At 34.4% G+C, this 24191-nt stretch carries 27 protein-coding genes and 1 pseudogene; 19 read left to right on the top strand and 9 right to left on the bottom strand.

All coding sequences use genetic code 11. The features are described from left to right. The 3 genes from ACFXN8_RS11785 to ACFXN8_RS11775 form a co-directional block, all read left to right on the top strand. The coding region (locus tag ACFXN8_RS11785) for a hypothetical protein (protein WP_386845249.1) at positions 1 to 199 on the top strand (199 nt) is incomplete at its 5' end. A gap of 42 nt (positions 200 to 241) precedes the next feature. Beyond that, complete coding sequence (locus ACFXN8_RS11780; protein WP_386845247.1) at positions 242 to 943, top strand: response regulator transcription factor; 702 nt, start codon at positions 242 to 244, stop codon at positions 941 to 943. Beyond that, a complete protein-coding gene (locus ACFXN8_RS11775) occupies positions 927 to 2444 on the top strand; it encodes a sensor histidine kinase (protein WP_386845245.1) in 1518 nt (505 codons plus the stop codon). Before ACFXN8_RS11780 ends, ACFXN8_RS11775 begins: the two co-directional genes overlap by 17 nt. A 41-nt stretch (positions 2445 to 2485) precedes the next feature. On the opposite strand, the gene ACFXN8_RS11770 is transcribed toward ACFXN8_RS11775, so the two are convergent. Then, positions 2486 to 2794 (bottom strand): hypothetical protein, encoded by a 309-nt coding sequence (locus tag ACFXN8_RS11770; protein WP_376077939.1) that lies wholly within the window; start codon positions 2792 to 2794, stop codon positions 2486 to 2488. A gap of 591 nt (positions 2795 to 3385) precedes the next feature. Between ACFXN8_RS11770 and ACFXN8_RS11765 the strand changes: the two genes are divergently transcribed. The 6 genes from ACFXN8_RS11765 (at position 3386) to ACFXN8_RS11740 (ending at position 9675) form a co-directional block, all read left to right on the top strand. Then, complete coding sequence (locus ACFXN8_RS11765; RefSeq protein WP_386845243.1) at positions 3386 to 4228, top strand: hypothetical protein; 843 nt, start codon at positions 3386 to 3388, stop codon at positions 4226 to 4228. Between the two features lie 263 nt (positions 4229 to 4491). Then, positions 4492 to 5586, top strand: a complete 1095-nt coding sequence (locus ACFXN8_RS11760) for a sensor histidine kinase (protein ID WP_386845241.1) — start codon at positions 4492 to 4494, stop codon at positions 5584 to 5586. Then, complete coding sequence (locus tag ACFXN8_RS11755; RefSeq protein WP_376077947.1) at positions 5587 to 6231, top strand: response regulator; 645 nt, start codon at positions 5587 to 5589, stop codon at positions 6229 to 6231. Positions 6232 to 6379: 148 nt separating this feature from the next. Continuing rightward, positions 6380 to 7312: an ABC transporter ATP-binding protein gene (locus ACFXN8_RS11750; protein WP_376077950.1), complete on the top strand. Its 933-nt coding sequence runs from the start codon at positions 6380 to 6382 to the stop codon at positions 7310 to 7312. Positions 7313 to 7324: 12 nt separating this feature from the next. Then, positions 7325 to 8578: an ABC transporter permease gene (locus ACFXN8_RS11745; protein ID WP_386845238.1), complete on the top strand. Its 1254-nt coding sequence runs from the start codon at positions 7325 to 7327 to the stop codon at positions 8576 to 8578. Beyond that, positions 8575 to 9675 carry an ABC transporter permease gene (locus ACFXN8_RS11740; protein ID WP_386845236.1) on the top strand — a complete coding sequence of 367 codons (1101 nt, stop codon included), beginning with the start codon at positions 8575 to 8577 and terminating at the stop codon, positions 9673 to 9675. Before ACFXN8_RS11745 ends, ACFXN8_RS11740 begins: the two co-directional genes overlap by 4 nt. 255 nt (positions 9676 to 9930) lie before the next feature. On the opposite strand, the gene ACFXN8_RS11735 is transcribed toward ACFXN8_RS11740, so the two are convergent. Beyond that, entirely contained in the window at positions 9931 to 10791 is an 861-nt protein-coding gene (locus ACFXN8_RS11735; protein ID WP_370044274.1) for a YitT family protein, read from the bottom strand. 34 nt (positions 10792 to 10825) lie between these two features. Continuing rightward, positions 10826 to 11362: a helix-turn-helix domain-containing protein gene (locus ACFXN8_RS11730; RefSeq protein WP_386845233.1), complete on the bottom strand. Its 537-nt coding sequence runs from the start codon at positions 11360 to 11362 to the stop codon at positions 10826 to 10828. A gap of 176 nt (positions 11363 to 11538) precedes the next feature. Between ACFXN8_RS11730 and ACFXN8_RS11725 the strand changes: the two genes are divergently transcribed. Genes ACFXN8_RS11725 through ACFXN8_RS11700 form a run of 6 tightly spaced genes read left to right on the top strand, consistent with a single transcriptional unit; the run spans position 11539 to position 16133 of the window. Continuing rightward, positions 11539 to 11790 carry a PLD nuclease N-terminal domain-containing protein gene (locus tag ACFXN8_RS11725; protein WP_386845231.1) on the top strand — a complete coding sequence of 84 codons (252 nt, stop codon included), beginning with the start codon at positions 11539 to 11541 and terminating at the stop codon, positions 11788 to 11790. Beyond that, positions 11774 to 12676 (top strand): ABC transporter ATP-binding protein, encoded by a 903-nt coding sequence (locus tag ACFXN8_RS11720; protein WP_386845229.1) that lies wholly within the window; start codon positions 11774 to 11776, stop codon positions 12674 to 12676. The genes ACFXN8_RS11725 and ACFXN8_RS11720 overlap by 17 nt, the downstream gene beginning before the upstream one ends. Before the next feature lie 4 nt (positions 12677 to 12680). Further along, the gene (locus ACFXN8_RS11715) at positions 12681 to 13460 is read left to right on the top strand and encodes an ABC transporter permease (protein ID WP_386845227.1); all 780 of its coding nucleotides are present in this window, start codon (positions 12681 to 12683) and stop codon (positions 13458 to 13460) included. A gap of 24 nt (positions 13461 to 13484) precedes the next feature. Next, positions 13485 to 14186 (top strand): ABC transporter ATP-binding protein, encoded by a 702-nt coding sequence (locus ACFXN8_RS11710; RefSeq protein ID WP_386845225.1) that lies wholly within the window; start codon positions 13485 to 13487, stop codon positions 14184 to 14186. Beyond that, entirely contained in the window at positions 14176 to 15756 is a 1581-nt protein-coding gene (locus ACFXN8_RS11705; protein ID WP_386845223.1) for a hypothetical protein, read from the top strand. Before ACFXN8_RS11710 ends, ACFXN8_RS11705 begins: the two co-directional genes overlap by 11 nt. Beyond that, positions 15753 to 16133 (top strand): GntR family transcriptional regulator, encoded by a 381-nt coding sequence (locus tag ACFXN8_RS11700; protein WP_386845221.1) that lies wholly within the window; start codon positions 15753 to 15755, stop codon positions 16131 to 16133. Before ACFXN8_RS11705 ends, ACFXN8_RS11700 begins: the two co-directional genes overlap by 4 nt. A gap of 44 nt (positions 16134 to 16177) precedes the next feature. Here the strand turns inward: ACFXN8_RS11700 and ACFXN8_RS11695 are convergent, their stop codons facing one another. The 6 genes and pseudogenes from ACFXN8_RS11695 to ACFXN8_RS11670 form a co-directional block, all read right to left on the bottom strand. Continuing rightward, positions 16178 to 16729 carry a GNAT family N-acetyltransferase gene (locus ACFXN8_RS11695; protein ID WP_386845219.1) on the bottom strand — a complete coding sequence of 184 codons (552 nt, stop codon included), beginning with the start codon at positions 16727 to 16729 and terminating at the stop codon, positions 16178 to 16180. Positions 16730 to 16834: 105 nt separating this feature from the next. Continuing rightward, a pseudogene (locus tag ACFXN8_RS11690) lies at positions 16835 to 17038 on the bottom strand (hypothetical protein); the annotation flags it as partial. Positions 17039 to 17167: 129 nt separating this feature from the next. After that, on the bottom strand, positions 17168 to 18061 hold the full coding sequence (gene rsiV, locus ACFXN8_RS11685) for an anti-sigma-V factor RsiV (protein ID WP_386845217.1): 894 nt from the start codon (positions 18059 to 18061) through the stop codon (positions 17168 to 17170). After that, a complete protein-coding gene (locus ACFXN8_RS11680) occupies positions 18054 to 18572 on the bottom strand; it encodes an RNA polymerase sigma factor SigV (protein WP_376077984.1) in 519 nt (172 codons plus the stop codon). Before ACFXN8_RS11680 ends, rsiV begins: the two co-directional genes overlap by 8 nt. A 725-nt stretch (positions 18573 to 19297) precedes the next feature. Continuing rightward, positions 19298 to 20263, bottom strand: coding sequence for a peptidylprolyl isomerase (locus ACFXN8_RS11675; RefSeq protein ID WP_386845215.1), 966 nt, complete (start codon positions 20261 to 20263; stop codon positions 19298 to 19300). A 301-nt stretch (positions 20264 to 20564) separates the two neighbouring features. Further along, positions 20565 to 20738 (bottom strand): hypothetical protein, encoded by a 174-nt coding sequence (locus tag ACFXN8_RS11670; RefSeq protein WP_386845213.1) that lies wholly within the window; start codon positions 20736 to 20738, stop codon positions 20565 to 20567. A 175-nt stretch (positions 20739 to 20913) separates the two neighbouring features. Here ACFXN8_RS11670 and ACFXN8_RS11665 point away from each other — a divergent pair, with 175 nt between their 5' ends. The 4 genes from ACFXN8_RS11665 (at position 20914) to ACFXN8_RS11650 (ending at position 24189) form a co-directional block, all read left to right on the top strand. After that, a complete protein-coding gene (locus ACFXN8_RS11665; RefSeq protein WP_376077991.1) occupies positions 20914 to 21168 on the top strand; it encodes a hypothetical protein in 255 nt (84 codons plus the stop codon). A 145-nt stretch (positions 21169 to 21313) separates the two neighbouring features. Next, the gene (locus ACFXN8_RS11660; RefSeq protein WP_386845210.1) at positions 21314 to 21658 is read left to right on the top strand and encodes a VOC family protein; all 345 of its coding nucleotides are present in this window, start codon (positions 21314 to 21316) and stop codon (positions 21656 to 21658) included. A 418-nt stretch (positions 21659 to 22076) separates the two neighbouring features. Beyond that, positions 22077 to 22754 (top strand): response regulator transcription factor, encoded by a 678-nt coding sequence (locus tag ACFXN8_RS11655; protein ID WP_386845208.1) that lies wholly within the window; start codon positions 22077 to 22079, stop codon positions 22752 to 22754. Between the two features lie 397 nt (positions 22755 to 23151). Continuing rightward, positions 23152 to 24189 carry a siderophore ABC transporter substrate-binding protein gene (locus ACFXN8_RS11650; protein ID WP_386845207.1) on the top strand — a complete coding sequence of 346 codons (1038 nt, stop codon included), beginning with the start codon at positions 23152 to 23154 and terminating at the stop codon, positions 24187 to 24189. Positions 24190 to 24191 lie beyond the last annotated feature (2 nt).

The following is a 24191-nucleotide window of genomic DNA, read 5'->3' as shown; positions in this document are numbered from 1 at the left end:
TGTTTTATCTGTGCGAAAGCGAAGCGACAGCAACAATTGTTTTATCTGTGCGAAAGCGAAGCGACAGCAACAATTGTTTTATCTGTGCGAAAGCGAAGCGACAGCAACAATTGTTTTATCTGTGCGAAAGCGTATGCGACAGCAACAACAAAGCGCTCAGTCGGAACGGAAATCAACCCCACGTTATGGTTCAGATTAATATATCTGATATTTTAATATAATTTGAAATTGGTGGGATTAGATGACTAAAGAAACAATACTGATAGTTGATGATGAAAAAGAGATTAGAAATCTTATTGCCATTTATTTAAAAAATGAAGGCTATGAAATTCTAGAAGCAAGTGATGGAGAAGAGGGCTTGAGTCTTTTAAAAAAGCATAAAGTACATTTAATTGTCCTAGATATTATGATGCCGAACGTGGATGGCATTGAAATGTGTATGAAGGTAAGGGAAATCGCCGAAATGCCAATTATTATGCTGTCAGCAAAGTCTCAGGATATGGATAAAATCGTTGGATTAACATTAGGGGCAGATGATTATGTAACAAAGCCCTTTAACCCATTAGAGCTAGTTGCGCGCATAAAATCTCAGCTTCGTAGATATATCAAAATGAATCGTTCAGATATGATGGACGAGAATGAGATAGAGATTGGTGATATGCGAATCAGTACAGACACACATGAAGTAATCGTCAACAATGAAAAGGTAAAGCTTACGCCAAGGGAGTTTTCAATTCTTGAGTTGCTTGCAAGAAATCAAGGCATAGTCATGAGCGCTGAGCAAATTTACGAAAAAGTTTGGAAGGAAGAGGCTATACAGTCTGAAAATACGGTAATGGTACATATTCGTAAAATTCGAGAAAGAATTGAGACAAATCCAAGAAATCCTCAATATATTAAAACAGTATGGGGAGTAGGTTATAAAATTGAGAAAGATCATTAAGCCATTCAAATACTTACTAAGCAAACTTAAATTATTTATAGTGAATGCCATTACAAAAGTTCGGGAAAGTATTAGAATTCAACTTTTAACAACCTTTATCCTTTGTGCATTTCTCGGTTTACTTGTTGCACGATTTACTCTACCGTATGTTGGGAATCCAACACCTACCATTGACTATAGTGGAGATATGCAGCAAATAAATTTTCAAGCACAGCAAGCGGCAGATTTGGCTGTTAGTGAAAATAGTGTCGAAACTATACTGCAAATGATTGAAGTAGAAAATGAAAAACTGAAATTGACAGAGCATGCGTTGAAAGTGTTAGTTACCGATGAGCACGGGAAAGTTTTGTATAAAACAAAGCAAGCGGAAGAGGAACAAATTGATGTACATAATAAGATTCGTCATGTAATGGATTTTGCAATCAATAATCCACTCTATAATTTTAATTATGATATACCTACAGTCAAGCAATCGCGTAAAGAAATTATTGCCTTTTATCCAATAACTATAGAAGATAAAAATTTATATTTGTTTGTCAGTGGTATTCCATCAGGCGTACTTATTAAAAGCATTACAGAGGGTCCTGTTCCTGTATTAATTGGAATTGCTGTTTTTACCCTTTCATTCCTTTATTTAACAAAACGAAAAATGAAACAAATTGAGTTGTTGGCAAAGGGGGTAAAGGAAATTGCAAAAGGAGATTTAAGCTATCGAATTGAGAAAAAGGGAATGGATGAAATCGCTTTATTAACTGAGAATGTTAATCATATGGCCGAAGCAATTATGACAAATATTGAGATGGAACGAAGGATTGAAAAACAAAAAAATGAATTAATTACTAATGTTTCACATGACCTACGAACACCACTTACTTCGATTATCGGCTATTTACGATTGTTAAGAGATGAAAGGTACGACACGAAGGAGCAATATGATGAGTATGTAAAGATTGCTTTCTCAAAATCCGAACAGTTAAAAAACCTGATTGAAGATTTATTTGAATATACGAAGCTAACGAATGAAAGCATTGTCCTTGGGCAACAAGAGGTATGTATGAATGAGCTTCTCGATCAGTTAATTGAGGAGTTGATTCCGCAAGCGGAGGAAAATCATCGTACATTTATTAAAAATTTCTCAGAGCAGCGGATCTTTGCTACAGTGGATTCTGAAAAAATTGTTAGGGTCTTTGATAATTTATTAATGAATGCCATTAAATATAGTACGGGTGACGGTGAGATTTTTGTTTCTCTTGAAAGAAAAGAAAGGTATGTTCATATTTGTGTTGCTAATGAAAGTAATGAATTTACATCTGAAGAGCTAATGAGCTTATTTGATCGTTTTTATAAAAAAGATCAATCTAGAACAAGTGTAGCGGAAGGTTCTGGACTTGGACTTGCTATAGCTAAGAGCATTGTAGAACTACATGGTGGCAAAATTGACACGAAGTATAAGGATGGTATGCTGCAGTTTATCATCGAATTGCCTGTTATAGTTTCATAAAAATAGTGAGGTAGCATTTATTAGAGCAATGCTACCTTTTTTTATGGGCGAATTTGTTGCTCAATAGTGAGAATATGATTGTCATTAGAGTGGGGAAGAAGCTTTTGCAAGTGCATTAAAATATTATTGTCTTTCGTAACAATTTGAATTTCCGTATAGCGATATTGTTGTTGGACTTCTTGAACATATTCTGTAATTTTCAATAAATGAAGAGGGTCTTTCATTTCTACTTCTACAAAAAAAGGTAGTGTTAATTGATGTAAACTTAAGCAACCGCGACGAATCCAAATCGCTTCATTAATGTAATAACGGATAGGTAACTGACGATTACTTGCGATAAATAAATCCATTTATGTCTCCTTTTTATATCTTGATGTTAATAGTGATGGATAGAATTCATAAAGCGTGGATAGAACCTTTAATTTGATGGATAGAACCGTCAAAGTGATGATAATTATATGCATCAATCGTCTCTAGAATATTTTAACGCAATTGATTGTATTTCGTCATTGCATAAATAAATCAAGTAGGGAATTTGAGTATGTGTTGTTGTTAGTATGTGTAGCGGCAATGACTGTGTATTCATATATATATATCGCCATTGCACGTGGGTAAAGTTACACCTAGCACAGCAACAATGTGGCCAATGATTCCGTTGAGGGTGCCAAATTCTATACGCTGCTTTTGTCCCACCCTACGACATGAAGTATGGCGAAACTATCTTTGTATGGTTTGTTGTCGAGATTTTGGACTAAGTTTGCACAGCGATATGGCTATGTGAGAATCGTATTGATTTCTATGCTATTTCAACTTTATTTACGTTCAAAGAGGTATTTTCAATATTGAGGTTATCAGAACCACTAAGCAAGTTTATTCAAGAATTTCTTTTCTAATTACGTCAATACTAGAAGTTATATCTGGCTGTAAAAGGGGACATATTGATGAAGAAAATAATGCTATTTACATTATTGCTACTTTTTGCAGTTTGCTTTAGACCACTATTTGTTCAGGCTAACGAGAACCCGAAAGAAGACTTAATGAAAATTGTAAGTAGGTTTATGCCATCGAATGCGTCCCTTGTAAGCCCTGAAAATCCATTCTCCACATTGCCAATTCAACTCTATGACTTTGACCACGATGGACAGAAAGAAATAATATTTACTTTTAAAATTAAAGCAAAAAATCAACCATCGCCTTCTCAGTTTGGATCAATAGTGTTGAAAAAACACAATTCAGATTGGCGAAAGATTTGGGAAACTAAAATGCAAGGAGTCGATTTGGATTTTTCAAGTTTGGTAGATATTACTGGTGATGGCACAAAAGAATATTTATTTGGTGTTACAATTGGGGCGGCAATGGGTAGCGAACTTCAAGTGTTTCAATGGATCAATAACTCATTCCAAAAGATTGCTGATGTTCCTTATCATAAAATGGATTTTGTGAATGGAAAACAAAAAGTTGGTTTAGCAATTTGGCAAATGTATATTGGCGATAGTTATTTAGTGGATGTACTAAAATGGAATGGTGAAAAGTTGGTCTATAACGAAGGATTATATTCTAAATACTATCCGATCATCGAAAAGTTTTATAAAGATAAAATTTCAAAAATGGATGCATGGTTTTATTGGTATTGCCTTGCAGATGCCCAAATCAAAGCAAATAAATTTGAAGAAGCGTCTAAATCGATTCAAAAGGGAATTTCGTTAGTTAAAAAATCTTCAATGCGAGAAGTAATCCAAGACTTTAATGATTTAACTGAAAGGCTGGAGAACAAGAAAAAATAAAAGAAAGCTTAATAACGGTTAGTTTCCTAAATGAGCTGTATAGCGTCACAAAATTCCTCAGAAAACGGACTGTTATGTATATGAAACTATAGAGCGAGTAAAATGTTCACTAAACATGAGATGACAAGCTCTAATGTCCAAAAACACTAGACATGTTGATGATTATGTCTAGTGTTTTTTATTGATATTTGTAAATTAAGACATTTTAAGGAATTGGAGATGTATAATAGGTTGGAAATAATAGAATAGGGAGGAGTCTATCTATGAAATATTTTCTCTTTCGCATTAGTTGTATATTGCTATTAATGACAATTTTCCTAGTTCATACTTATTACACGGATGCATCATTGACAGCCGCTTTTTTCATCTGTACGGCCATCTTAACTTTATATTTCATCACACCTCTTTTGAGAAAGTTGCGAATTATAAGTTACATAACGATTGTTCTTATATTATTTTGTAGCGTATTCTTTTCACTTCAAATATTGTATGCATTGCCGATTTTGGCTTTCTTTATAATAGAGGGCGCTTTTCTACTACAGGCAAAGTTTTATTATATTCTTATAGGCAGCTTGACTGTTATCGGTATGATATTTGTTCTGTTACAATGGCTGCCAATATACGGGCTGCTAATGCTAATTGCTCTTTCTGTATGCTCATTGGTGATGCATCATTACATGCAAGCACACAGTGAAAAAAATATTTTGTACAAAGAATTATTAGGGCAATATCGTGCATTAAAACGTCTATCCGTTGAGCAAGATCAGCTTGTCCGAGCAGAGGAGCGCACAAAAATTGCCCGTGATATGCACGATTCAGTAGGACATAATTTAACGGCATTACTTATGCAAGCAGAGATAATATCTATTCGGTATGGGCATGACGAGTTAGATGATATTAAGCAATTAGCGCGCAAAAGTTTAAACGAAACAAGGTATGCGGTTCGGCAGTTAAAATCGAGCGAGGCATATGGCATTTCATCGGTGCTACATTTAATTCGAAGGCTAGAGATGGAAAGTCGTTTACATATTCGCTTTACTATTGAGAAGGGAGTGCTGTCATTACCCATTTCCAATAAGCAAAGCATAGTGCTTTATCGCGTTTTACAAGAATGTTTAACAAATGCGATGAAATATAGTGATTCAAAGGAAGTCGACATCATTTTAGGGAAAGATTCATTACAACATATCAGTTTTCAAGTAAAAAACAAATCAATGAAGCAGACACCGTTTGTTTATGGTTTTGGACTAAAAAATATGACGGAACGAATCCAGGAAATTGGCGGAGAGCTACGCATATATAAAACGGAGCAACAATTTATTGTAGATGGATCTTTTCCGATGAAGGAGAGAGTTTGAATGAAAAAACGAATTTTACTAGTTGAAGATCAAACTATTGTACGAAATGGTCTAAAAATGATGATTGAGCAAGATGAGACATTGCAAATTACGGCAGAAGCAAGCAATGGGCGGGAGGCTTTAGTATTACTTGAGAAAGTATATGTCGATCTTGTGTTAATGGATATACGCATGCCAGAAATGAGTGGAATAGAGGCGACAAAGCATATACGCAGTCATTTTCCAAATGTAAAAATACTGATTTTGACAACATTTGATGATGAAGAGTATGCCTTTCAAACATTAAAAGATGGTGCAAGTGGCTTTCTTGTCAAGTCGTCTGAGCCAGCAAAGCTAATAGCGAGCATTCATAGTGTATTAGATGGGGGCATGGTCATTCAAGAAGATGTTGCCGCCAAGCTAATGCCTAGGTTATTGCAACAAACGACTACAAAAGTCTCAACAACACAGCTTTCTACGCTAACAGAGCGTGAATTAACGATTATTCAATTAATAGGGGAGGGTAAAACCAATAAAGAAATTGCGGATTCGTTATTTTTATCGGTCGGTACAGTGAAAAATCATCTTACCCATATTCTACAGAAGCTTGCACTAAGAGATCGGACACAGTTAGCGATTTATGCTGTACGGAATGGAATTGTTTAAAGCATGATATAAGCATTCATAATGAATTTCATTTGGCAAACCTTACTCGTCCAGTATAAAAAATGACTTCAGTCATTGCCTTTTATGACGGAAGCTAGTCGTCTAGTCATTATGCAACTGCTATTCTTTAGAGAAAGGGGGGCGTTGAATGATTGAAGTGGTTAACCTAACAAAAACATTTAAAAAAGTAAACGCTGTGGATGACGTGAGCCTTTACATAGAGCCTGGCGAAATTGTTGGACTTCTTGGACCGAATGGTGCTGGCAAATCAACGACAATTGCGATGATGTCGACTTTGATTCAACCAACAACGGGTGATGTCTTATTACAGCATAATAGCATTTTAAAAAATCCAACTTCCTTACGAAAAGTACTAGGGGTTGTACCGCAAGAAATTGCCTTGTATGAGGAACTGACAGCACGTGAGAATTTGGAATTTTTTGGAGATGTCTACAAAATTCCGCGTCTGAAATTGCAAGAACGGGTTCGTATAGTACTTGCACAAATCGGACTCGAAAATGAGCCGAAAAAACTTATCAAACATTATTCTGGAGGGATGAAAAGACGTTTAAATATTGGTGTTGCCTTACTGCACGAACCTGAATATTTAATTATGGATGAGCCGACAGTTGGCATTGACCCGCAATCGAGAAAGTATATTTTAGAAACTGTGAAGAGGCTGAATCAAGAAGCCAATACAGCGATTATTTATACGAGTCATTACATGGAGGAAGTCGAGTATTTATGTGATCGCATTTATATTATGGATAAAGGGCATATAATTGCAGCTGGTAAAAAGGAAGAAATTAAGGCGATATTATCTTCAGAGAAAACGATTGTTTTAAAGCTAGAAAAGCATTCAAATGATTTTGTTGATGCGCTTATGAAACAAGGCTTTTTATCAAATTTTCAGGTAAAGGATGCAGATATTTCCTTTAGTGTAGCGAAAAATACCGATTTCCTTCCAATGTTATTACCTTTATGTGAGAAGCATGACATTGTTCTTAAAAGTTTCCATGTCAAAGAGCCGACATTGGAAGATGTGTTTTTACATTTAACCGGTAGAGCATTAAGGAATTAGGGGGGAACCGTGATGTTTTTAGCACTTATTCGTAAACAGTTAAAAGTATTGTGGCGTCACCCTCAAGAGTTGGTAATTTTACTATTAATGCCGATAGGACTTATATCTATAATAAGTTTTGCATTAGGCTCATTAATGGAGGGAGATAGTAATCCAATTGATGTGAAGCTTGCAATTGTGCAACATGAGGATGAGCAACAAGAATTGGCGGCATTTTTGCAGGAATCACAAGGAGAGATGTGGGCTGATGTACATTCACGGGAAAGCCTTAAACAAATGCTACCCATTTCTATGCTCTTGCAATTGCTAGAGCAGGAAGATATGCAACAATTTATTACTGTCTCCCAGATTACTTCAAGTGATTTGAACGCGCTTAAAAAAGAAGGAAAGTACGATGTAATACTTGAAATACCAGCTGGATTTACAAAGCAATTTTATACATCACTTTTCGTGAAAGGAGAAATTCCAGCCTTACATGTGTATATAAACGAACAGAAAGAAATAGCTTCAACGATTGTACAAAATATTTTGGAGTCATTTCAATATCAATATACGCTTATGGCAGAGCTTAGTTCAAAAGGGTTATTAACGCAGGATGTTAAATTGCCGACAGCAGATACTTCATCTACCGTTCAGACGGTGAATCAACAGGAGCCCGTCTCAACGAGTGTATATTATACGTTTAGTATGACTGTCATGTTTATTTTATATATAGCAGGGACAATCGCTAGTCAAGCATTCTTAGAAAAGCATATGCATATTTTTGATCGTATTTTACTAGCAAATATACAGCCTATGATTTATTTATTATCGATTATTGTTTCAACTGTTATTTTGTCATTCATTCAAGTGTCCATTGTATTTGTAGTTGTCTATCTTATGCTTGATATTTCATTTGTACAATTGCCCTTACATTTACTCGTGACATTGCTACTGGCAATTGTTGTTGGGAGTATTGCTGCATTACTATCAGCAGCTAACTACCGCTTTAATTCGGCAGAGTTTTCTAATGTGTTTGGCTCGGTTATCGTATCAATTTTAGCTTTATTCGGTGGTAGCTTCTTTAATTTAAGTACCTTTGCACCAACTCTTGCGAAAATTGGGAGTTGGACACCGAATGGAGCAGCTTTACAAAGTTATTTAACGATACAGCAAGGTGGAGGGCTTGGCCAGATTTCATCTTATTTATGGATATTAACTGCTGTAGCAGTGATTTGTACAGCAATCGCCTTTTTATTGTTCCCGAGAAGAGGTGGTATTGCATGATCAATATACTCAAGACAAAATTTTTATTATTAAAAAGAAAGCCTAGCTCTTTAATCGCAACTACTATTATTATATGTCTTTATGCGTATTTGATAGGGAATGGACAACAAACAAAGCAGCCGGTTGCTGTCCATTCGACTTTGAGTGAGGAAATGACAAAGCAAGTATTGACTGAGTTAGAAAGTAATAAAAATTACGAATTTACGATTTATAGTCAGGATGAAGCAACACAATTAGTTGAAGCGGGTAAAGTTGATGTAGCAATTTTTTTACAGGAAGCAGGCTATGAGTTACTGGTGGCTGTTGATTTTATGAATTCCAAATTGGTTCAATATGAACTAGACCGAATTTATAGTCAGGTGGTTCAAAATGATGCGATGATAAAAGCTTTTCCTACAGATTTGCAAGATGAGGTAACAAGTGCGATCGCAGTAGCGAAAACAGCCCCATCATTTGAAATTCAGTATACAAACTTTTCTAATGAAAAAGGATTTAAATGGGATTCCGGACTTCACACCCTAATTGGCTTTGCACTGTTTATGGTTATTTATACGGTAGCCAACGGTGTCAATCATATCGTCATGGAGCGTAGAAATGGTATTTGGAATCGTTTAACAGTCTCAAGTATTAGTAAATGGGAAGTATATACAGCTAACCTAGCTTATGCGTTTTTATTAGGCTATCTTCAAATCGTATTAGTATTTTGCATTTTTTATTTTGGCGTTGGTGTAGAGTTTTACGGAGGGTTTGTAGCAAGTTTAATTGCAGTCATACCGTATTTGTTGTGTATCGTTGCCCTATCCATATTTATCGCCTCAATTACGAATACACCTAGTAAATTTAATACAGTGATGGCGTTCCTTGCAGTACCATTTGCAATGCTAGGTGGCGCCTACTGGCCACTAGAAATCGTTTCTTCTAAAGTAATTTTAGCTCTATCTTATATTTCACCAATCACATATGGTTTAGAGATTTTAAAAGGTGTGACGATTAATGCTAGTTCTTATGTAGAGTTATTACAGCCTTTAAGCCTATTATTATTTATGACAGTCGTATTTATGGGCATTGGCATTAGTGTCCTGGAGAAGAAAAGCTAAAGTTTAGCTAACTCCTTTGCAAAAAGTTAGTTATCTTCTGGATTGAAGAATGTAGTTCAATTGACTTCTGCCATGTTGGATCTGTTTAACTTCTTTCAGCGGGTGTCACACAATTATGTCGAGGCATAATTAATGTACGCTAAACCCAGCGTAATGTATCTTCAACTGTAAATGTAGTCATAAAAAATACTGCCCCCAATTGTTAGATATCTAACAGTTGGGGGGCAGTTCAAAAACGACTTGCTTACCTTTTATTTAGTGAATATCACGCTTTTTGAAGTTCCCACCACGTACCTCTGATACATCAGAAATAACTACGAAGGCACCTTCATCAATATCTTTAATAATCGATACAAGTTTATTTTCTTCCATACGGTTAATGACACAGTTTAATATATCAGTAGGTTCATTGGAGAAACCGCCACGCCCTTTAGTATATGTAACACCACGTCCTAAACGAGCTTGAATCGCATCGCCAATTTCCTCTGATTTTGCACTGACAACACGAACATCTTTTGATTTTTCTAAACCTACTTGAATAATATCGATAACGTTTTTCGCAATATAGTACGTTAAAGCTGAGTATAATGCGCTTTCTAAGCCAAAAATAAAGCTTGCCCCTAAGAAAATAAAGGCATTAATAAATAATATAATATCCCCGACTGAAAACGGAATTTTACGTGATAGTAACACGGCTAAAACCTCAGAGCCATCTAAAGCACCACCGTTACGTAAGACAATCCCAATCCCAACACCTAGTAGCATACCACCAGATAAAACAATTAATAACGGATCATTTGGACCTAAAATTGTTTTAACATCATGCATAAGCACTGTGGAAATAGAGAGAGCTGCTATCCCAGCACTACTCATCAATGCAAAAGTTTTACCTACTTGTTTGTAACCAATCCAAATAAAAGGAATGTTTAATACAAAGAGCAGTAAGCCTAATGGAATACCAAAGAGGTGTGCGCCCATAATACTAATACCTGTCACGCCGCCATCAATGACATCGTTCGGAATTAATACCGCCTCTAGTCCATATGCTGCGATGATGGCGCCAATAATAATCATGATAAATTTTCGTGTGTTTTCAACTGACTTTCTTCTTTTCATAAATCTTCTCCATTTCTTTACATAAAAATCATACTTAAGGTTTTGGAATAATATTTATAGCTATTGTTTTTGTCTCATCATTGTTTGAGTCGGTCATATTATAGTATTTAATTATTAAATCGTTTAATTCATTTTCAAAGCTCATAAATTGATCAGTCGTTAATGTTAAATCAATAAATGAAAAAGTTGCTAAATCTGCAAGTCTTTCTTCTTCACCAAGTGAATGTAAATAATTTTGATATTGAGATAGTAAAGTTAATTGATAGTTGGAAACATAATTTAATTTTTGTTTGATCGTTAGTTGTGTCCAATCCTCCTGACTAAGTTTTTCTGCTCCTTCATTTAATGCATAAAATTTCTCTGTAACAGAACGTACTTTTCGCTCTTTCACAATTTTTATGATATTTTCATCTACTAAAATTTGGATGTGTCGATATAAAGTAGCCTGAGGTACATCCTTTATGATAGAAATCATCTCCAAAGTACTTAAACCTTCTTCTTTATTGTGCATCAGAGCTTGGAAAATTTTCATTCTCACAGGGTGCATTAAAGTCTCTGCCTTATTCCGCATAAAACGATCCTCCTATCAGATGGTATCAAGGGAAGCAATCAAATGTTATCAATATGAGAACATTATCAATAAATATACTATATATTTTTTTTACAGATGTACAGTAGAAAGGCAATGAAATTTTTTACATCTTATGTTATCGTTATTGATAATGATAATGAATGGAGGTTTTAGGCATGAAATTACACTATGGTTTTGATGAGTTAAGCCAACTGGATTGGGCAAGTATACTTCCAATCATTTTGCCATTTTTATTCGTAGGATTTGTTCTAATCATTGTTGCATTATTCGATTTATATCGGCACCGAGATACGCGAGAAAACATACTGATGTGGACAATTATTATTTTGTTCTTTAACTCAATTGGTTCTGTTCTATACTTCATTATTGGTAGGAAGGATGTAAATAAACATGCGCTTAGAGATTAAAAATATTACGAAAAAGTTTAAACAAAAAACAGCCGTGAATGATTTTTCAATGGTCATTGATGCTAATGAGTGTGTCGGATTAATTGGACCAAATGGAGCAGGGAAATCAACATTAATTCAAATCATTGCCGACATTCTGATTGCAGACAAAGGAGAAGTTCTTCTTAATGGTCAAAAGATTTCATCTATGAAAAATCACATTGGTTATTTACCTCAGTATCCTAATTTTTTCTCATGGATGACAGCATTTGAAACATTGTCCTTTATGGGAACACTTTCAGGCATATCAAAAAATGAATTGCAGAACGAAATTCCATTACTTTTAGAAAAGGTAGGCTTAGGGAAAGAAGCACATATTCATGTCGGGACATTTTCAGGTGGTATGAAGCAACGCCTTGGCATTGCACAAGCATTATTGCATAAGCCAGCTTTAATGATTATGGATGAACCGGTATCAGCGCTAGATCCAATAGGGAGAAGAGAAGTGTTAAATCTATTAAAAGAGATAAAAAAAGAAACGACAGTTTTAATATCAACGCATATATTGAGCGATGCGGAGGAAATTTGTGAGCGCTTTGTGATGATTAAAAATGGTCACAAAATAGAGGATGCTACAAAATCAGAGTTACTTGAGCGCCATCAAGAATCAGCTATCTTTTTAATGATTCGCAAGGTAGAATTTCAGTGGTTAACAATGCTTGAAAAATTATCTTATGTGCAGAAAATCGAAAGCTATGGAAATGGTTTCAAAATACACGTTGAAAATTTGGAAACAGATGCTAATCGATTAATACAGCACGGACTGGATTCAAAAGTGATGTTTACTAAATTTGAAGTGGGTATTCAAGACAATCTAGAAGAAATCTTTTTAGAATTGGTGGTGTAAGTGAATGAATGCTTTTATCGAATTAAGCAAAAAAGAAGTACATCAAATGGCAAGGGAGTTTAAAATATTGTGGCTCCCAATCGTATTTATTTTACTAGGGCTAACACAACCGATTATGATGTATTATTTACCTGTTATTTTACAATCAGCTGGTGGTGTTCAAGGTATAATAATTGATCCTACGATGGCAAAGCCTGTGGGACAGGAGGTACTTGCCTCAACATTAAATTCACAGTTTGATCAGCTAGGTATTATTATTCTGGTCGTTGCCACTATGAGTATTATTCAAGGGGAAAAAGCAAATGGCATGATGGCATTTATCTTAACAAGGCCAGTATCGATATCATCTTATTTAAATAGTAAAATCATCATTCATTATATATTGGCTGTTATATGTATAGCTCTTGGCTATGCAGCATCCTATGGCTATTCAGCGTATTTATTTACTACTGTTCCTATGACACAAGCTATGTGGGCTTTTGCATTTTATTGTGTTTGGCTGTTATTCATCATAACGTTTGTTGCGATGATGAGTACATTTTTTAAAAGTCCTGCATTTATTGCACTAATAAGTATCGTTGTCCTATTAATATGTCGTTTTATCGCTGGGCTACATCCATTAATGGACATTGTTAATCCTGCTAGTAATAGTATGTATGCAACAAATATTCTAATGTCGGGTGATGTGGGATCTTGGTATGGCATCAATATTATAGTAACACTGCTGTTAGTTTTATTGATGATCATTACTATGCAAAGTTTCATTGCGAAAAAGAAATTTTAACTGATATGGGATGAGGTGAAGAAATTGTTATCGATAGAAAATTTACAGAAATCGTATGGACAGCATGAGGTTTTAAAGGGTGTAGAGTTAAAAATTGAAAAGGGAGAAATACTGGCGTTTGTTGGTGGGAATGGTGCAGGTAAAACAACGACATTAAATTGTATTGCTGGATTAGTAGAACAAAATTGCGGGAAAATAATAATTAATAATGTTTCGAAATCGCAATCGCTCGAATATAAAAAGCAATTTTATTTTATACCCGATACGATTCATGTATTTCCAAATATAGCTGCATATGATTGGATACATTTTGTTTTGAAGCTATATGAAAAGACTGATGATGAAAAACTACAAAACTTTATTAGCGTCTTTGGTATGGAAAAAAGTATTTATAAACCTATGGGAACGTATTCTTATGGAATGCTTCATAAGATTGGGTTGATTACTGCTTTTACAATTAATCCGCCCATCCTGATTATGGATGAGCCGTTAAATGGATTAGATCCACTTGCTGTCGTTGCTTTTAAAAATTGTATGAAAGAGTATGTCGAAAAGGGTGGGACCGTTCTCTTTTCCACTCATTTGTTAGATGTTGCCGAGAAAATTTGTCAATCCATTGCGTTTTTAAAAGATGGAAAGATTGTCTTACATGAGCGTGTTGAGAAATTGTTAGTCGATGGGAGCTTAGAGACTATTTTTATGGAGAAACAAGCTAATGAAGGATAATATGCAATTAATCAAATTCTTTTTACCATCCTTTTATGCAAAGCCAAAACAGCCAGTAATTCAAGTACTCCTATTGGTTGCATTCATATATGTAGCCATTCAGTATTTTGTGCTTACTCTAAGTATTTATTTTATAGCGACCCCAGAGGTGTATTTATTTTACAATATACTTCTTTCAAATGGTATGACGTATATATTGATTTCTTATTTTGCTATTTCGGTAGTGTTTAGTCAAAGTGATTTTGCTATATTTGCACATTTACCCATTTCTGCGAAGCGGGTTGTAATGTCGAAAATAATCAGTGGAGTAGCTTTACCGATGATGGTAGTAAGTATTCTATCAATACCGACATTTTTCATATTACTGATAGAGTTTAATCTAGGTATTGCTGTAAAATCAATTGCATTTTTACTTATCATGAACGTTTTAATTGTACTGTTCCTTCTATTTTTATTATCCATTTTGAATCATTATCGCAGTGTATTTATTAATACATCCTTGTATCTGCTTGTTAGGATGACTCTTATATTTGGTATTGGAATAAGCCCAATATTGTACTTTCTAATAAAAAATTATCATGCAATCAGCACTGTTTTAGTGAAATTAGATGTTTCAACAATATCATCCTTAAGTGTTTCAATTTCTGATTTTCTAGAAATAGGTTATCGTTTTGCAATGCAACAGTCATTGGTGGAGACGCTTTTATCATTAAATACGTTGATTAGTTTTATCTTTTTATTCGCACTATGTTATGTATTGTTTAAAGCAACTATAAAAATGATTGCGTCTAAGTATTATGAACATGGCTTGCTTGTCAGCAGAATAGAAAAAACGACCAAAGTTTGGGGGAGAGATATTCAAAGTAGTTTGGTCAATTATTTGCAACGTGAATATTGGATTATCCAGTCTGAACCATACTTTAAAATGCAAGCTATTTTAGGGATCATTTTAACGCCAATTTGTACAATCATTTTTCTCGTACAGACGAATATTTTAAAGGCTGAATGGATTGTGAACAATGAATCTTTTCTTTTTGTCTATATGGTTTTGTTGATGAGTTGTATGAACAATATTAGTGGAACTCCCTATTCAAGAGAGGGGAAATACTATGCATCTAGCATGACGTTGCCATTTGATCCACAAAAGGTTTATCTAGCAAAAGTTATGGCTTCATCATGTATCGGTACAATATCGGTTGTAATAAGCTATATCATTTACATGTTATTTGGTAGAGGCGATATTATTACGGGACTACATTTATTGATTACATTATTATTAGTCATTACGTATAATTTATTGTCCCCGCTTTATGATAGAAGGCATCCTTTACTTGAATGGTCTAATCCATCTGAAGCAATAAAATCAAATCCTACAGTATTAATAAGCCTGCTGTATGGATTACCGCTATTGATTGTCATTGGGCTTCTCCATTTTAGCTTACTTACTTTCGATGTTTCTCCGTTGATGACAGCCGTAATTATTATGGTAATTGTAACTCTATGTACAATTACAGTAATCTATAAAATGTTTTTTGAAGGAAAGAATATGAAAGGATACGTAAACAATTGAATGTAAAGATAGATCCAAAGAGTAACATTCCTTTGTATCAGCAATTAACTCAGCAACTCCTTTTTGAAATAGCAAAAGGAAATTTGCAAAATGGTGACCCATTGCCTTCCATTCGTGATTTAGCGGCTGAAACAAACCTCAATCTTCATACCGTTCATAAAAGCTACAAGGAGCTTCAAAAGAAGGGAATACTCGCTATAAAACCTAACTCAAAAGCAATTGTTAGGAAACCCGCTGAGGCAAAGGGGGGTGACCTGCAACAAATTTCTATAAAAGTCGAACAAATAATGTGTGAAGCTTATATTTTAGGTATTAGCGAACATCAACTACAGCAGATATTTCATGAGAATTTGCAAAAATATTATTTTGAGCGTTAGGAAAGAAAGAGATGACTTCAGCAAAGTACAGAAGTCATCTTTTACTAATTAGAATGTATTTTATTAAACTCATCCTTGGTCATCCCAAAATAGACCTCGTCATAAAAGGTACCATTTGTATAAATCATATTTCTTAACCGGCCTTCCTCAACAAATCGAAGTTTTTTATGTAGAGCTATAGAAGATGCATTAAAGGAGTAAACACAAATGGTTGCTTTCTGATAGCGAAGTTCAAAGAAATAATGCTTTAAGATTGTTAAAATCATATCTTTTGCATATCCTTTTCCTCTATGTGAAGGAAATATCGTTATAGCATAATCAAATGTCCCATTCTTTGCATCACATCCAGAAACCTCAATTGTCCCCACGACATTGTTCGAAGCATCTTCAGCAATCCAGTAAAAATCATCACTCTCTGTAGATGCCCCTTGTGATATTTCATTGATCCATTCTTCAATTTGCTGATTTGTCCGAGGAAAAGCGATTGAATCAAGGTTTTTAAGTATGTCATCATCTAAATTTTCAAATATATGAATGTCCTCAGTGTTGGGCGCCCTCAATCGTATGTTTTCGCCACGCCAATAGGAAACTTTCATTGAAGTCATCTCCCTTTTAAATTGGTATAGTTAAATTATACCATGGGGTTGTATGGAAGATGTAAAAGCGAGAAACTACTAAAAGAGTTCCCCGCTTTTACAATGTTATATTAAAAACACCGCCACAATGGTTGTAACCACAAGACCAATCGCCACGGGTAATAAATTACGCCTCGCAAGCTCGAAGGGGCTAACATTACAAATGGTAGCAGCCGGGATTAATGCCCAGGGAATGATTGTTCCTCCACCAACAAAGATCGCTGTTATTTGTCCTAAAGCTGTTAAAGTTGCAGTACCGCCACCAATAGCATTATCGGTACTCAATTAATTTTGAGCCTGGACTTTTTTTCTTTTATTTTATTGGTATATTTAGTAATTCAAAGTATACTCTTATTAAAGAATGTTTTTTATCTAAAAATTGCAATTCTCTACTCCAATTTAATGAACATATTTAGTACTTACAAGATCATTTTTTATGACATCGGTTGGGATTTCGAATTCCACTACACCCATATAGCCAGGCGCTATTTCATATTCATCGAAGGAGATAACAAGTTTACCTTTATCAGAAATATAAAATTGCTGGTCTGCGTTAATGGATGAAAAGTCATTGTCCATAAATTCTTCATCTGAAAGACCTGCATCTTTTACCCAGTACACTTTTCTTGAGTTAGGTATAGCCATTTGTTCCCGCATTTGGTCCTTAATGTTTTCACTGATAGTTTTAATATAATTGTCATCTTTAAATAGCATTGGTAATGTAATTAGAATTTCATTTTTTTTATCAATTGTGTCATAGTGCATAACTGTAGAAGACGATGCAATTGTAGTGGTCGTATAGCGACCGATTGATAAGATTTGGTCATTATCTGTTTTCACTTCATAGCCGCTATCAACACCTAAAACACCACCTCCATTTGTTTTTATAACACCAACATCAGGAATAAATTTATCAAATAGAGCCTTACCTTCTGAACGATATTTTTCATTTAAAGCATTTGAAAGTTCTTTATTTTCTAGGTTTTCAATAGAAGGTACTTTAATGTTTGCATCGTATGTGTCTTCAGCTACTTCATATTCAGTCCATGTTAATACCGTGACAACACTACCAACTACTGGAATTTCAGAAAGTGTACGTGCCATTGCAGGACTGACATTTAAACCAGCTGTTAAAAGCATAGCAGCCGCAGCAGATCCAAGTAACCATTGAGGTGCTCGATTTTTTTTCTTCTTTTTACCTTGCTTAAGTGCATTTTCAACCACAAAATCAAGCTCCTTTGGGATAGGTATTTCATTATATTGCTTTTCTAATTCTTTTAATTTTTCATCCATGTGCTGTTTCTCCCTTCACATCTTGTAGTTGTATTTTCAAGAGTTTTAACGATTTATAAAGACGAGCTTTGGCAGTACTCAGCTTAATATTCAGGATATTAGCAACATCAGCGAGCTTTAAATCTTCGAAATAGTGTAAAATGACAACTTCGCGATATATTTGGGGTAACTCGTCCAACGCATGTTCTAAATCAACATTTTCATAGACATCCTCTTGAGCAGGTGTTAAATATTGCAATGTATCATCGTCTGTCACCTGTAAACGTTTATGCTTGCGTAAAAAATCAATGGCTGTACGTACCAAGGTTTTATAAAAAAAGCTTTTCAGATACTCGACATTTTCTAGTCGATCTAGAGAAAGCATTGCTTTTTGAATACTGTCTTGTACAACATCTAGTGCGTCCTGTTCATTTTTCGTATAGTTATACGCGAGCAGATAAAATCGTTCTTTCTGTTCACGAATAAACTGAACAAACACCTCTTCATGTTGAAATGTATTTCTTGTTTTCATGTGTAAAGAAGCTCCTTTTTAACATTTTCAAATTGTATACTACTATTAGACGTGTGAAATGGGGGAAAAGTTATAGTTTGTGAATAAAATGGAATACCAATATCCCTATAGGAACTTTTGTGATGTAAATCCCTGATGTGTAATGATATGTATAATATTAGAGGACCGTTCTATTGGAATAGTTAGAGCTTTCATTTATACAAAAGCCTAAGTTTGTATTTATGCAGCAAAATATACCTTTTGATAAGTAAGTAAACTAGTTCAATTTTATCTCGAAACAAACGTTTTGAGTCTATGCTCTAAAAAAAACATTTTTTTGGGTGTGTGGTTGAGAAAATTAGAGGGAATTTATTCAGACCTTGTTATTTAAAAAGAAAAATTGGATGACTATGCTGACTAACTGGATTACTTAGGAAATAGGAGAAGATACATACTGTTCGGACAAGGATTAAAGATCCAGATTGCATTAGACAAAACAAATACTGGAGAGTTTACTGAACTTTTATTCTCATTAGAAAACCGTTCGTTTTATAAACCTACATTTGAAATAACATCAAAAGCAAGGAGGCAGCTTTTAAGCCACCACAAGCGATTTTGTTCGAGCTTGCGCAGAAGCAAGGCGGTGGAGCCTGGAAGAAGAATAATCCACATGCAATAGATTTTATTATTTCTTAAAGCATACAAAAAGCGTAAAGGCTTATGCCCTTACGCTTTTGTATGGATAATTATTTACTTTCTTCTGTTGATGTATCTGCATCTTCAGTCGTTGTATCTGTTTCAGCAGAAGCTAAAAACTTATCTAACGCTGTTTTTAAATCTTCATCTTTAATCTTGATATCAGCATCTTTCATCATTTTCGCTACTTTTGTTAATAGCGTTGAAGTATCCGCTTTTGCTAGCTTTAATTGCTTTTCAAGCTCGGCTTTTTTATCTTCGTATGATTCTTTAATCTCACGCTTGTCCGTCACTTCGATGATATGATAGCCAAAGCTAGATTGAATCGGATCGCTGATAACGTTTTTTTTCAATGCGAAAGCACCTTCTAAAAACTGTTGATCCATATTAGTTGCTTTGTTAAACCAACCTAAATCCCCACCAGTTGTTTGTGCCGCTTGTTCAATAGAATACTCTTTTGCAACTTTTGCAAAATCTTTTCCAGATTCAAGTTCCGCTTTCACCTTTTTAGCAGTCTCTTCATCTTTTACTACTATATGACGAGCTTGGATTTCATTTTTGGTTTTTTCGTATTCAGCTTTAATTTCATCATCTGTTACTTCCACATCTTCAACTAATGCCTTTTCTTGCATCAATTTAAGTTCTAGGGATTTTTTGTACGAAGATTCTGTATCTCCTTGTTGTGCAATGACGGTTTCGAAGTTATCGCCTAATTGCTTTTTGTCAGCTTCTAATTGAGCGTTTACTTCATCTTCTGTCACTTTATATTTCCCTGAAAGTACTTTTTTAATCATTAGAAATTGAAATGCTTGATCTCCTATAGATGCTTTCATTTCTTCATATAAATCATTTTGAGTGATATCTCCAACTTTAGAAGTAGCGATTACTTCGTCATTAGTTGCGGAATCATTATTACAAGCGCCTAATGCAAGAACTGATGCTGCAAGTGTGAATGTTAATACTGTTTTTTTTATGGAATTCTCTCCTAACTTCTTGTTGTTGCAGTTGTAAAACAAAAACCTAGCTAATTATACTTCAGGACAACCAATAGATCATTTATTATTTTCCAGTAATGAAAAGCGCGATTTGTATATAAAGTGTGAGTAATTAGAATAGTTTTTTGATTAAAGGTATATAAAAATAGTACAACAAATCAAATAGATTCATCTTCAAATGTATAGAAGCCATTATAATTTTCTACAACGCTACCTTCAACAGAAATTTCCTGTCCTTCAACTAAGTTCATTTTTTCTAGTTGTTCTGTAGAAAAATTATTTAAATTGATGAAATAATTTTTGCCATCTATTCCTTTAATGTCTATACCATCGAAGGAGATGTCTTTAATAGTCCCTTTAATTTGTTGTTCCTTTTGAACTGATGCTTCGATTGTTTTTCAGCAGATGTAGCGCCTGCTTGCAGTGGCGTTAGAACAGCCATTCCTATAGTAAGTGCAGAAGCAATCATCCAAGTTTTTTTAATCGGTTTTTTCATTTTTATTTCTCCTTGTATTTTAAAAATTAGTTGTTACTAATAATTAGACGATTTACCATTGAAAAAAGTTAATTATTTTAAAATAAGTTTTAAAATTAAAGAAGAGAACATAGGTTCAATCCGTGATGGATGGTCCAATTTTCCCCACCATGTATAGAGAATAAGGGTAGATAAAATGAAAATATGGCAAATTTCTTTTGTAAATCTGTCTTTTTTGGTGACAAATCATCTTGAGGCACGGCATATAAATGCGTGTACCAGCAAGAAGGCTGTTGAGCGTTTAGATAAGAAGTCGATTAATTCATCATCTATAGAAGAAACAGCAAATAGTGAGCGTCCAGTACCGTTTTATAACTGGCTTAACGAGCGTGATAGTTTTATTGGATGGAATGGATTGTTTTGTAAAACGACTTCAAAAAGGGAGTTTTAGTATCTAGGTGATATTGCAAAATAACAGAAACAATGGAGGTATGAAATTTAAAGATCCAAAGAATAGATCATGTAGGTGTAATCGTAAATGATCTCTCTGCCCTAAAAGCGTTTTTTCTCGATTTTGGACTTGAGGTGAAAGGGGAATGGAAGGAGAGTTAATGGGATATGCAGTTGGGCTTAATGACGTTAAAGTAGCGTGTGTAGGATTGGGAACGGCTGACGGTCAGACATGGATAGAGCTCATCAAATTTTATACACCGTCAGATGAAAAAGATATTCAGCAACCCTTTGCAAATACACTGCGTACCCGACATATTGCATTTACTGTTGAAGATATTGAAGCTGTTGTTGCCAAATTGAATAAGAAGTGTACGGAAATCTTTAGTGAGATAAAGCAATATGAAGAAAGTTATAAATTTTTGCTACAATATTTTGACCTAGGTGAAAGGCAGTATGGATTGATAATTGAAAAAGTATTAATAAAATAAAAGCGGTGTAATATGAAAATAGTTATTTCCAGGGGAAATACTTATGGATAAAAGAGGAAGCAGACCACTTGGTACATACAGATTATACCACCAGTAGTACAGATGGATCTGATTTTAATTGACAATGATAATCATTATCGTTATTGTGGAAGTAGACTAGAATCCACATGTCCACCTATTCGCATTCTAGGTGTTATTTGATTAATTTATGCCAGCATGAAGATACCTAATACACAAATGAGTGTGGTGTCGCGCCGTTTAACCATATCCAATGTATTTTATACATATTTGTTGTAAATTATACCAAATTTATACTTATGAGTTGTTATAATAGTTTTTTAGAAATTTAAGATGTATATATCAGATATTCTTTTTTGTGATAAATTATTTTATGTAATGAAGTAGAGGTGAACCATAGGTGAAGCAGGTGTTGGTAATTAAGAATGAACGGTCTTTAGCAAAGAAAATCGGAAGCGGTTTAAAGCAAGAAGGCTATTTCATTTTAACACTTCACAATGAAAATAAAGGTTTAAATATAGTATTTGAGCAAGATTGGGATATTATCATATTGGATTGGGATTCGTTAAGTATATCTGGACCGGAAATTTGCAGACAAATACGGGCCGTTAAAACGACCCCAATAATCATTGTGACCGACAATGTGTCCAGCAAGGACTGCATAGCAGGATTACAAGCAGGAGCAGATGATTATATAAGAAAACCATTTGTGAAAGAAGAATTAGTAGCAAGGATAAAAGTTATTTTAAGAAGAGGGGACAGAATCCAGCCAATCGAGACTGATTACTTTCGGTTTAAAGATCTCTTCGTGGATGCATCCCGCAATATTATGACAAAAGGTGGTGAAAATCTCCCGCTTACTAAGCGCGAGTATGATTTACTTGTATTTTTAATCAAGAATAAAAATACAATATTGAGCCGTGAAATGCTTTTGAACCAGGTTTGGGGATATGACGTAGCAGTCAATCCAAATGTAGTGGATTTATATATTGGGTATTTAAGAAAAAAGCTAAAGTGCGAGAAGAAAGACAGATATATTCAAACAATCCATGGCAGGGGCTATTCAATGATTGACTAGTAAAAATAAGATAATAGGTCAAGTACAATTTGTCACAGTAATCAATATTAAACATAATCGAAAAAAAACGAGTAAAACAGTTTCAACCAGTTTTGCTCGTTTTTTTTGTTCTATTAAATCTGATAACCAAACAGTTTCTAAAAGATATTTTAAAGAGATGGAAACTATAAAAAGAATACTTCACGTATTACTTTTTGTAGCCAATCTATGCTTGAAAGCAACTTTTTTTATAAACTTATATCTTTCACAGGATTTTCACAGAATTAAAGACTATACTATTCCACAGAACGACTAAATGAAAATGATTATCAATAGCAATTGAGAGGGTAGCAATTACTATCCAATTCAATCTATAGAATTCATCATTCTCAAAATAAATTACATAAGGAGTATATGTATGAAGAAATCTATGTTTTTAAAATTTGTTGGTATTATCGCAGTTTTGACATTGATGTTAGTAGCTTGTTCAGATTCAAGTAATAAATCTAACCAAGAGTCAAAGTCTAATGAAGATAATGGAAGTAAAGAGGTTGCTAAACCTGCGACGGTTGAAATCACTGATGCCCATGGAACTGTTACTGTTCCTGTAAATCCAAAGAATGTAGTTGCTTTGGATAATAGAACTTTTGAAACTTTAGCTGATTGGAAAATTGACTTAGTGGCTGTTCCAAAGGATGTAATGCCTGCGGATTCACCATATGTAAAGGACGATTCAGTTAAAAATATTGGAAATCACCGCGAACCAAATCTTGAAATTATAGCAGCTGCAAACCCTGAACTTGTAATTATCGGCCAAAGATTTGCTGGCTATTACGAAGAGATCAAAAAATTAGTGCCAAATGCAGTTGTTATTGATCTTAATGTAGATGTTTCTGAGGAAGCTGCTACGCCTGGGGAAAACTTAGTAAATGGACTTAAAGATTCTACAATTGCTTTAGGAAAAATTTTCGATAAAAATGAAGAAGCTAAACAAGTGGTAGCTGATTTTGATAAAGTTATCGAAGATGCTAAATCTGCTTATAATGGAACAGATAAAGTGATGAGTGTTATCGTTGGTGGTGGGGATATTGGTTTTTCAGCTCCTCATTCTGGACGTGTTTGGGGACCAATGTATGAAATTTTCGATTGGGCACCAGCATTAGAAGTTGCCGATTCTACTTCAGATCATAAAGGTGATGAAGTTTCTGTTGAAGCAATTGCACAAAGTAATCCTGATTGGCTTTTCGTATTAGATCGTGATGCTGCAATATCTGGTGAAGAAGATTCAGTTCCTGCTCAGGATGTTATTGCAAACTCACCTGCTCTTCAAAAAACAACTGCTGTTTCTAAAAAACATATTGTTTATGCACCAGCAGATACTTACACAAATGAATCAATTCAGACTTATATAGAGTTGTTTGAAAACCTTGCAAATACTTTAGCTAAAGCTAAGTAGTG

It is taken from the genome of Lysinibacillus sp. NPDC059133 (assembly GCF_042755925.1).
GTDB lineage: Bacteria > Bacillota > Bacilli > Bacillales_A > Planococcaceae > Lysinibacillus.
This window is presented reverse-complemented; position numbering and strand designations above follow the sequence as displayed.